The following is a 9,650-nucleotide window of genomic DNA, read 5'->3' as shown; positions in this document are numbered from 1 at the left end:
GTAAAAACCCTTCCCAGCCCCAGGCAGGAAACGTAGCATCTGGCATGACGGCGGTGTCTCGGACGGTGATTTGCTCGCACAAACAACCTAACCCGTTTCACCGTCCGTCCCTACCTCTTTCCCGCTAATCCGCGATGAACCTTTTTTTTGCAGGGTCAGGCCGCTTCGCGGGTGGTGGTACTGGTGCTGGCCGTGACATCCGCTTCCCGCTGCCACTCCGGCGGCATCCACAAGTGTTTCAGTCGAGCCAGCAGTCCGCCGGGCTTGCCCATGTCGCGGAACATGTCCACGTACTCATGCGTCCAGCTGACGATCAGGTTGTTTGAGTGCACCGGGCGGGTAATGCCGTAACGGATCGGTTCGGCAGCCTTTTCTTCGACAAAGGTGCCAAAGAGGCGGTCGAAAATGATGAACACCCCACCATAGTTGGTGTCGATGTAGCCGGTGTTGCTGGCATGGTGCACGCGGTGATGATTGGGCGTATTGAAAATGAACTCGATTGCCGGGTGCAGCCTGGTGACCAGCGTGGTGTGAATGAAGAACTGGTACACCAGTGACAGCGCAAAGCTCACACCAATCCATACCGGATTGAAGCCGATGAATGCCAGTGGCACGTAGAACAGCCAGCCGCCATTGAAAATGTTGGTGGCATTCTGGCGCATGGCGGTCGAGAAATTCATGCGTTCCGAGGAGTGATGGGTAACGTGTGCACACCACAACCAGCGCACACGGTGTGACGCGCGGTGAGACCAGTAAAATACAAAGTCGGTCAGTACCCAGAGCAGGGCGCCGGTTGCCCAGTTCAGCTCGATGTCGAGCAGGCGATAGTGATAGGCCAGTGCATAGACCGGAAAGGCGATGATGCCGGCAAACAGCAGTTCGGTAATCTGGTAACCGGCACCCAGCATGAAGTTGCGCACGGCCTCACCGGTGTCCATCAGCACGGGGTTGTTCCGGATGCGCAGGTATTCCCACACGGCCACACCAATAAAGAACGGCGTGGCAATCATGAAAATCAGCTGACGTTCGTCCAGTGCCAGCCATGGCGCAACGGTGGCCCAGAGTTCGGCCATCCCACTTTGGGTCCAGACGTTGGTGATCATGTCGATGAGGCTCATGGCAGCTCCCCTGTTGCTATGAATATTGTTATGGCTATTCGGGTTGTTGTGCGTCGCCTGGCAGATACCGGGCTTCTGATGTGGTTATTATTTCGGCAGTCGGTCAATATTTATTGACTATCCATGACTTGAAATTGACTATTGGTGACATGTACTACAGTCATAGAGAGACCAGAGCATGGCCAGCGTGATCCGTGTGACCGGGGCGTGGACCCAGTTGCTTGCCGACTGGCTGGACAGCGAGCATCTGCTGGCACCAGATATCCGGGCCGTTCTGGCCCGGTGGGCACCCGACGACATCGTGCCGTTGGCGGTCTGGCAGGACCTGCTGGAGCGGGCCACGGCACTGCGCCCGCAATTGCCGGCACCCGGTCTGGCCATTGGCGCAATGGTGCAACCCCGGCATGTCGGGGTTATGGGGTATGTAGTGCTGGCCAGCAGCAATCTGGGCGAGGCCCTGCTGGCCTACCAGCGTTACGAGCGGCTGTTCTATGGGGCCGATCTGGCCGAGATCAGCATGGAAGGCGGCGATGTCGAGATTCGCTGGGAGCGCAGCAGCGCCTCCATGGGGCAGCTCATGGACTCGGTCGGCATTGCCTCGCTGATCACGTTTCTGCGTCGGCAGGTAGACAATGCGCCGCCACCGTCCCTGATTACCTTCATCAATTCCTCGCCGGATACACCCGAAGAAAGGGCCGCCTACGAATCATTTTTTGGCTGTCCTGTCCGGTTTGATGATGGCTATACGCGTGTGCGTTTCCCTGTCAGCTACCTGTCGATTGCCATGCCGCACAGCGATCCGGGTTTGCGCGCCTTGCTGGACCGGCAGGCAGAAGCATTACTGTTGGCACTGCCGGATTCGGATGCATTTGACCGTGCCCTGCAGCAGGTGATGCTGCGGCTGTTGCCGGAAAACAATGCCACCCTGCAACGCGCGGCCGATGCATTGCATGTCTCCTTGCGTACGCTGCAGCGTCGCCTCGACAAGCGTGACCTCACCTGGCAGCAACTGCTTGACCGTACCCGTGAACAACTGGCGCGTCAGTACCTGGCGGACCGTTCGCTGATGCTGGGCGACATTGCACTGTTGCTGGGGTTTTCCGAGCAGAGTGCGTTCAACCGTGCCTTCAAACGCTGGACCGGGCAAACCCCGGCACGCCTGCGCAAGTCTTTGGCTATGCTTTGATTCAGGTCATCGCACGGGTGCGGCCTTGCTGTGTTTCATGAAGCAAGGCAAAAAGAGCGGGGGTAAACAAAGGTATGTTCAAGCAAATTTTCAAGAACCGGGTTTATCTGGTGTGCCTGATGCTCAGCATTGTTCTGGCTCCGGTTTCACATGCAGCGGAAGAGTTGGTGGATTTTGACATCACCGGGTCATGGGTATCCGAGCCGCAACTGGGGCAGCTTGGTTTTGTGCAGGTTTCTTACACGTTCAGTCGGGATGGTGCTTTTTCGCAGAAGGTGGATTTCAAAAGCTTCTGTGGCATGGGGGCCGTCACGCCGGATTGCGACTATTTCTGGAGTGTGTCGCAGGGAAAGTACTCACTGAATGGCAGCGTTCTCAAGCTGCATCACGAGAAGGCAAGTTCCCATCTTAAATATCAGGGAAAGGCAGAGCCCGTGTTGCGTGACATGGAAATGCAGCCCATGACAGAGGAAATGCGGCTGGGTGTGGATCAGGGCAAGCTTGTGTTCACCAACAAGAAGGGACAGGCACAGATTTTCAGTCCTGTGTCAGTCGGGGACTAGGATTTTTACTGTGCCGGCCACGGCTGACCAGCACAGCGGGTTCCTTACTTTGGCGATGGGCGTATCGGGCGTGCTGGACGCATGGGCGTTATTGGCTGGATATCGGGTTGCCAGAGATAATCGTCCCCATCATGGTGGCCTTCAGACGGTGCTGCCTTGCAGCGATCAGGCACGATAATGCTGCGGCCGTTATTGCCGGGGTTGGCATCACTGCCAGCTGGTGTGGAGAGGTTGTAGCGGGCATCACTGGTCGGCTGGAATTCCTGCGCATCTGTCCAGGTGACAGAGCCACCCTTGACTGCGGCCTGTGCTGCACCATCAATGCCTGAAAGGCTGATGGAGCCCTTGGGCTCGCCATCAATGGTCCGCTCCAGCGTGGTCACGCCATAATTTGTGCTGCTCATGTCGGACTGACCGATATTCCTGATTGTCATGCTCACCCGGCATTCATTATCAATCTGCATCTGGTCAATGGTGAGGTCCGGCTGTGAGGGGGTGCAGTTCAATGTTTTTGAAAGGGAGTTATTGGTTTCACTGGCTTCGGGAATGATGCTGGAGTCGTCAATGACGGCCACGTAGTTGGCTTGACCACTCACGACATGATCCGGGTGGGTGTCGGTGTACGTGTAGGATCCCCCGGCAGGGACGAGTTCTGCCTTGTCCATGATCGCATTGCCAACCGGGCTGCCGTCCTTGCGCAGCGAGAGTCCGGGCGAGTACCCCACATACATGGCCTTGTCCGGCAGATTGCCAGGCCCCAGGTTGCGCACGGTAATCACCGGCTGGCACTGGCCATTGACCGTCAGGTCGGTGATGGTGAGGTCGGGCAGTGAGAATGCCTGTGTGGCCGGGCTGGCAAGCAGCACGATGAGCGCCGGGATTGTGCGTAATTTCATGAAAGCCTCCTTCCTTCATCTCAGTTAAGCACTTTTTAGCCAATGAGCAGTTGATGCATCTCAAGCTCATGGGCGCCGCCATGCAGCGCAGGGGCTTTCACGACGTGGTTAGCCCAGTGCCCGCCGCCACAGCCAGCCACCCAGCAGCAAAGAAAAGCCGATCATGCCCACCATGTTCCGGTTGCGATATAGCCAGCTACCGTTCTTTTTATCCATGAAGGTCACCAGCTCTTCTGGCACGGCACCTTGGCCAACCACGACCTCCAGCGAGTGTGGTTTCATGTTTTCCAGCCGGGTCAGATCAATCCTGATCACGGTTTCGGTATCGGCCGGAATGTTGAAGCGCTGCAGCTGGACCAGTTGCAGCACACCTTTCGTGCTTTCGCGTGCTTTCAGCAGCTCATCAAACTGCTCGGGTGTCATCAGCTCACGCAGCACATTGTCCGTCAGCTTGATGGTCTTGCCTCCAACGTTCAGCGCCAGTCCTTCTTCCGGTTTGAAGCGGGCCATTTCCTGTGCAGGAAAACGCGCGATATTGCTGCCGGCAGGGACGGGAACACCTTCTGGCATGATGTCGAATGATGTAACGCTGAGTGCGTCTTCATCGCCTTCTTCGGCCAGATAGTTGGTCATTACCCAGACAGAGCCGCCCTCGGGGTCGACCACAAACGGCTTTGAAGATCTCGTGTGGCCGGGATTGGCCAGTCCTTTTACATCGGTAATGACAAAATTGTCGATCAGGACCGAGGGATGGGGCGCGCTTTCAGCCTGTGCCGGCACAGCGGGAACAAGCAGTGCAAGAAAGAGGGCAGCGGTAACAAGGCCCTGTCGGGCGTGTGACGCAAAAAAGGAAAGAGCCATGAAGTAACCCGACAGTCAGGATGATGATTGCGTGCAATCCTGCCATCGGGTTGCCTGAGCGACAAGTGCGATCAACCGTCTCAAGCGGACTGTAATGCATCCATGCACAGCACGACCTGACCCAGCCCAGGCCGCATCACCACGCAGGAAAACGTCATGCACAGACGCTGCTCGGTCAGTGACAGATAGGGGCGGGTGATCTGCACCCGGCCCGGTTGCTCCAGCGCATTGCGAAAGTACTGGCGACGGGCCCAGCAGGCACCACGGGCATCGGCAAGGGGATGATGACGGCCTTGCAGGGCATGCGGTGTCAGTTCCGTGTCGCCAATCTGGTATCCCTGACTGTCGATCACGTAAACGCGGGTAATCTCCACGTCCGGAATTTCACGCACGATGCTGCCCAGGTCCCTGCCATCACGATAGGCATTCCATACCGTCATGAAACGGCTGCGCATCCGTAACTCGGTTCTGTCGATCACGGACTTGCCGGCACCCATCAGTGCGGCCGCCTTGTCCCTGATGGTTGCGGTATCCGGCAGGTGGCGGTCAGCCGGGGCAAACCAGTTGCCCTGCAACAGTTCGGCATCGGCATCAATGGCAATCCTGGCCTGATGCTCGGTGGTTATGCCATCCACCAGAACAAGTGATCCGGATTCGCGCAGTAGCGACACCATGTGGGGAAACAGCCGGGCGGCACGTGACGACTGCTCTGCGTTCTGGATTAGCGCCGGGTCCAGCCGGACAATGTCGGGGCATAGTGCCAGCACACGTTCGTAGTTGGAGGCGCCCGCACCAAAGTCATCAATGGCAATGCCAAAGCCGCACTCGCGAAACGATGCCACAAAGTCCGTGATCTCGGCGTCGCCCAGTTTTTCGCTTTCGGTAATCTCCAGAACAATGCGTGAATGCTGTACGCCCTGGGCAGTCAGTTCGCGCAGCGCTTCTTCCGGCGTGAAGAGGCGGTGCCGGATGGTCTGGGGTTGTACCGGCAAAAACAGCCATTCATTGTCATGCGGTACCGGCGGGGCATTGCGGGTATGCACCGCCAGCGCTATCCGGTCCATGTCGGCAACCTGTTGCTCCGGCAGCTTGTGCATCAGCGTTTCGGCGACTTCGCTGCGACCATTCCGTCTGACCAGCAGCTGGGCCTCCATGCCGACCGTGCGCTGCAGGGCAGGGCTGATGATGGCCTGGTAGAGGCTTTGCAGTTCCGTATCGCCTGATACACCGATACTCATGCCATTCTCCTCGCGCACATGGTTGTTACGGGGCGGAAAACTGACGGGCTGGTTCATTCAGCGTACTTCTTGAAAGTGGCCATCTGCATTGGCAAGCGGGCAATGCACGGCATGAAGGGTTTAAACAGGAGAGGCAAGCCCTGTGCCATCACGATGGTATGAGGGATGAATGCCATGCATTTCGTGATGAAGTTCACGATAGCGCGGCTGAATGATGATTATGTGAACGGAACATGCTGGATGGATGACGGCAGCAGCAAAATGGCGGTGGTTTTATTCACTGCTTTTTGCATTGCGATGGTGCGTGCGCAAAGGCTTTGCACCGCAACAATACAGGACGGCATGACACGATACGTCGCAACACAGACAAAGGCATCAACGCGATGACGGCAAGGCCCCGCTGAACTCCGCTTCAATATCTGCGCCAATCTGTTGTGCCAGCGTGATGGCACGCTCCGCCGCAGGGGAAAGGGTGCGGTCCTTCAGCCATATCGCATAAACATCTGCAAACACGGGCGATGCCCCGGATGTTTGCAGTTTGCGCAGTTTGGGTCCGTTGCGGCTGATGATGGCGTCCGGCAACAGGCCCAGCACATCGGTCTCGGCAATCAGTCGGGCCAGCATGGCAATGTCGTCACACTCCACGGCCAGCGGAAAGGACTGGCCAGACGCAAAGCCGAAATCGGCTGCCAGTGAGTCCAGCAAGAGGGGGGAGGTAGAGATCAGGGCAACGCCGTACCGGGTCATGTCTGCTGCATGCACGGCGTCCTTGCGCAGCAAGGGGTGTCCTGCACGACAGTACAGTCCGCCATACTGCTTGCCGACGGGTGCCATGGCGTAATGCTCGTTGCGCAGCATCTGGCGCGGATCACCCAGGCAAACATCTATTTCCTGTGCCTCCAGTTGCAACAGCAGTTGCGGCAGCTTGCCAAAGCGCAAACGGTTAACCACCTGCGGGCTTTGCCGGCGCAACCCGGTCAGCAGGGAGGGGACAATGGTGGCGGCCGGTACCGGACCGGCACCAATCAGCAGTTCGCCGGCATCACCGGTTTTCATCAGTGCCAGATCCCGCATCATGCAACTGCTGTCAAACACCAGTTCACGTGCCCGCCGCAAGACCACGTCACCGGCCTGCGTCAGCGTGATGCCATGAGGGCCACGGTCGACCAGCTGCATGCCAACGCGCTCCTCCAGCGCCTGAATGCTGCGGCTGAATGCCGCCTGACTCAGGTGAACGCGCTCGGCTGCCGGGGCAAAGCGGCCTTCTTCCACCAGGGCAATGAAATGGCTGAGTCGACGAAGGTCCATGGTCTGGCGTCGTGTTGTGGTAAACGCAATATATCATGGCTTTATTTGCAATTGACACAATATGGTGCCGGGCGCAGTCTGCATTCAATCCATGGTTTTCCCGGCAGGTGAGCCTTTGATGAATCCCTGTTTGCTGCGCCTTCACTTGTCATGGTGGTTCATGCTGCCGGGATTTTTATTACGGGTGTCATGCCAGGCAGCTACTGTTTAACAACGGGCAGGTTTTGCTGCGCCATCCAGGCCGCCCTTAATGCAACACGGGTTGTTGCCATATCACGGCAAGACACTCATCCACGACCATAATGACAGGCACCGATGATGCGCATCCTGACGATCAGTTTTTTTGCCGTTGCACTGGCGGCCTGCTCCCGCGAAGTCCCCAAGGTAGAGGGAGCTGATGCGGCCGGCTTTTCTGCACCAACCAGTGCCACGGTGAAGACACAGGCCGACACCACCGCAGGTCTTCCGGCGGAGGACGGCATTGACATGCAGGAGGCCGAACGCGGTCTGGTTGCACGCGAACCTTCGCTAAAGGTGATGGCAGCAGATGGCAGCGTGGCCTACGACGCCGACGGTTACCAGTTCATCAAGGGTGATGCGCCCGGCAGCGTGAACCCCGGCCTGTGGCGACAGGCCAAGCTTAATAACCTGCATGGTCTGTACAAGGTGGCACACGGCGTTTACCAGTTGCGTGGTTACGATCTGGCCGTGATGTCCATCATCGAAGGCAAGAGCGGCTGGATTGTGGTGGACCCGCTCACGTCAAAAGAAACTGCCACCCGTGCCATGGCATTTGCGCGCAAGACACTCGGCAACAAGCCGGTGGTCGCCATCATTTTTACGCACAGTCATGTTGACCATTTTGGCGGAGCTACCGCCATTGCCTCGCCGGAAGACGTCGCTGCCGGAAAAGTGCGTGTGATTGCCCCTGCCGGCTTTCTGGAAGAAGCCACCAGCGAAAACATTCTGGCCGGCCCGGCCATGGGACGTCGCGCCATTTACATGTATGGCCGCGATCTGCCGCGCAGCGAACGCGGCAAGGTCGACAATGGTCTGGGCAAGGAACCGGCCATGGGCACTATCGGCATCCTGCGCCCGACCGAGCTTGTCGATCGCACGCCGCAAACCGTGGATGTGGACGGCGTGGAGTTTATTTTCCAGTACACGCCAGGCTCCGAAGCCCCTGCAGAAATGACATTCTATCTGCCCGCGAAGAAAGCCTTTTGCGGTGCCGAGGTAATGAGCCGCACGCTGCACAACCTTTACACCCTGCGTGGCGCAAAAGTGCGTGATGCCAATCGCTGGTCCGGATATATCGACGATGCCATTGACCGTTTCCCGGGCAGTGAGGTCATGTTTTTCAGTCATCACTGGCCCGTGTTTGGCAAGGACCGCATTGCCGCCCTGATGAAGGATCAGCGCGATACCTATCGCTACATTCACGACCAGACGTTGCGTCTGGCCAATCAGGGCCATGGTCCGCGCGAAATCGCCGAGCAGATAAAGTTGCCGAAATCGCTCACCCGCCACTGGTGGAACCGTGACTACTACGGCACCGTGAAGCACGATGCCAAGGCGGTTTACCAGATGTATTTTGGCTGGTATGACGCCAATCCCGCCTCGCTCGATCCGCTCCCGCGTGCCGAGCAGGGCAAGCGCTATGTTGCCTTCATGGGCGGTGCGGCCAATCTGCTCAAGCAGGCTCAGGTATCGTTTGATGCAGGGGATTACCGCTGGGTGGCTGAGGTGCTCAGTCACCTTGTAGCGGCAGAACCCAAAAATGTTGCGGCCAGATCACTGCTGGCACAGACCTATGACCAGCTGGGTTACCGCGCCGAGTCCACCGCCTGGCGCAACGCCTATCTGAGTGGTGCTTACGAACTGCGGCATGGCGAGCCGGAGAAGGGCGTTAATCTGGCCAATGCCACCGAGTTGCTCAACCAGACGGCACCCGAGCAGTTCATGCAGATGTTTCAGGTGGCCCTTAATGGCCCGGATGCAGAAGACGTGGCGCTCACCATCAATTTTGATTTCCGCGACGTGAATGAGCAATACGTGGTGAATATCGAGAATGCCGTCCTGCGTTTTCGCAAGGCTCCGCCGGCCAAGAATGCCAACGCTACCCTGGCGCTGACACGACCCATGCTGGTCAAGCTGGTGACCAAGCAGGTGGGTATCAAGGATGTGCTGACATCACCCGACCTGAAGATCAGCGGCAGCACGCTGGACCTGATCAAGTTCTTCTCGCTGCTCGACAAGCCTGATCTGGTGTTTCCTATCGTTACGCCAAAAGCGTTAGCCGACTGATAAAAAAAGGGGCCGTAAGGCCCCTTTTTTATGGTTCATCGCGGAATACCGGGAAAAGCGGCTTTGATCTTCAAAAAGAAGTAGCTGTTATCCCGGTAACCGTAGGCCATGCGTTTGATGACCTTGATGCGATTGTTGACGCCCTCCAGCAGGCTGGTGTTCAGGTGATGGGT

General features: G+C 57.7%; 10 protein-coding genes. 4 read left to right on the top strand and 6 right to left on the bottom strand.

Going from position 1 to position 9,650, the window contains the following annotated elements:
* Positions 1-155: 155 nt before the first annotated feature.
* On the bottom strand, positions 156-1,118 hold the full coding sequence (locus JIF53_RS05000) for a sterol desaturase family protein (RefSeq protein WP_199451971.1): 963 nt from the start codon (positions 1,116-1,118) through the stop codon (positions 156-158).
* 178 nt (positions 1,119-1,296) lie between these two features.
* Here JIF53_RS05000 and JIF53_RS04995 point away from each other — a divergent pair, with 178 nt between their 5' ends.
* Positions 1,297-2,304 carry a helix-turn-helix domain-containing protein gene (locus tag JIF53_RS04995; RefSeq protein WP_199451970.1) on the top strand — a complete coding sequence of 336 codons (1,008 nt, stop codon included), beginning with the start codon at positions 1,297-1,299 and terminating at the stop codon, positions 2,302-2,304.
* 74 nt (positions 2,305-2,378) lie between these two features.
* Positions 2,379-2,867 carry a hypothetical protein gene (locus JIF53_RS04990; protein ID WP_199451969.1) on the top strand — a complete coding sequence of 163 codons (489 nt, stop codon included), beginning with the start codon at positions 2,379-2,381 and terminating at the stop codon, positions 2,865-2,867.
* 44 nt (positions 2,868-2,911) lie between these two features.
* Here the strand turns inward: JIF53_RS04990 and JIF53_RS04985 are convergent, their stop codons facing one another.
* From JIF53_RS04985 to JIF53_RS04975, 3 genes are all read right to left on the bottom strand, one after another.
* The gene (locus JIF53_RS04985; RefSeq protein ID WP_199451968.1) at positions 2,912-3,763 is read right to left on the bottom strand and encodes a CARDB domain-containing protein; all 852 of its coding nucleotides are present in this window, start codon (positions 3,761-3,763) and stop codon (positions 2,912-2,914) included.
* A 108-nt stretch (positions 3,764-3,871) separates the two neighbouring features.
* Entirely contained in the window at positions 3,872-4,624 is a 753-nt protein-coding gene (locus tag JIF53_RS04980) for a hypothetical protein (protein WP_199451967.1), read from the bottom strand.
* An 80-nt stretch (positions 4,625-4,704) separates the two neighbouring features.
* Positions 4,705-5,919, bottom strand: coding sequence for an EAL domain-containing protein (locus JIF53_RS04975; protein ID WP_199451966.1), 1,215 nt, complete (start codon positions 5,917-5,919; stop codon positions 4,705-4,707).
* Positions 5,920-6,036: 117 nt separating this feature from the next.
* Here JIF53_RS04975 and JIF53_RS04970 point away from each other — a divergent pair, with 117 nt between their 5' ends.
* Positions 6,037-6,249 (top strand): hypothetical protein, encoded by a 213-nt coding sequence (locus tag JIF53_RS04970; protein WP_199451965.1) that lies wholly within the window; start codon positions 6,037-6,039, stop codon positions 6,247-6,249.
* Here JIF53_RS04970 and JIF53_RS04965 read toward each other — a convergent pair.
* The gene (locus JIF53_RS04965; protein WP_199451964.1) at positions 6,238-7,170 is read right to left on the bottom strand and encodes a LysR family transcriptional regulator; all 933 of its coding nucleotides are present in this window, start codon (positions 7,168-7,170) and stop codon (positions 6,238-6,240) included. The two genes, JIF53_RS04970 and JIF53_RS04965, sit on opposite strands and share 12 nt — an antisense overlap.
* A 315-nt stretch (positions 7,171-7,485) precedes the next feature.
* Here JIF53_RS04965 and JIF53_RS04960 point away from each other — a divergent pair, with 315 nt between their 5' ends.
* The gene (locus tag JIF53_RS04960; RefSeq protein ID WP_228285472.1) at positions 7,486-9,477 is read left to right on the top strand and encodes an alkyl/aryl-sulfatase; all 1,992 of its coding nucleotides are present in this window, start codon (positions 7,486-7,488) and stop codon (positions 9,475-9,477) included.
* A gap of 35 nt (positions 9,478-9,512) precedes the next feature.
* Here the strand turns inward: JIF53_RS04960 and JIF53_RS04955 are convergent.
* On the bottom strand, positions 9,513-9,650 hold a 138-nt coding region (locus tag JIF53_RS04955; protein WP_199451900.1), incomplete at its 5' end, for a transposase.

It is taken from the genome of Marinobacter sp. bablab_jr008, assembly GCF_016464145.1.
Lineage (GTDB): Bacteria > Pseudomonadota > Gammaproteobacteria > Pseudomonadales > Oleiphilaceae > Marinobacter > Marinobacter nauticus.
Note: the sequence above shows the minus strand (reverse complement) of the source record. Positions and strands in the feature narration are given on the sequence as shown.

Excerpts from the sequence above, each read along its gene's own strand:
- JIF53_RS05000 (WP_199451971.1), bottom strand. The coding sequence starts at position 1,118 with ATGAGCCTCATCGACATGATCACCAACGTCTGGACCCAAAGTGGGATG.
- JIF53_RS04995 (WP_199451970.1), top strand. The coding sequence starts at position 1,297 with ATGGCCAGCGTGATCCGTGTGACCGGGGCGTGGACCCAGTTGCTTGCC.
- JIF53_RS04990 (WP_199451969.1), top strand. The coding sequence starts at position 2,379 with ATGTTCAAGCAAATTTTCAAGAACCGGGTTTATCTGGTGTGCCTGATG.
- JIF53_RS04985 (WP_199451968.1), bottom strand. The coding sequence starts at position 3,763 with ATGAAATTACGCACAATCCCGGCGCTCATCGTGCTGCTTGCCAGCCCG.
- JIF53_RS04980 (WP_199451967.1), bottom strand. The coding sequence starts at position 4,624 with ATGGCTCTTTCCTTTTTTGCGTCACACGCCCGACAGGGCCTTGTTACC.
- JIF53_RS04975 (WP_199451966.1), bottom strand. The coding sequence starts at position 5,919 with ATGAACCAGCCCGTCAGTTTTCCGCCCCGTAACAACCATGTGCGCGAG.
- JIF53_RS04970 (WP_199451965.1), top strand. The coding sequence starts at position 6,037 with ATGCATTTCGTGATGAAGTTCACGATAGCGCGGCTGAATGATGATTAT.
- JIF53_RS04965 (WP_199451964.1), bottom strand. The coding sequence starts at position 7,170 with ATGGACCTTCGTCGACTCAGCCATTTCATTGCCCTGGTGGAAGAAGGC.
- JIF53_RS04960 (WP_228285472.1), top strand. The coding sequence starts at position 7,486 with ATGATGCGCATCCTGACGATCAGTTTTTTTGCCGTTGCACTGGCGGCC.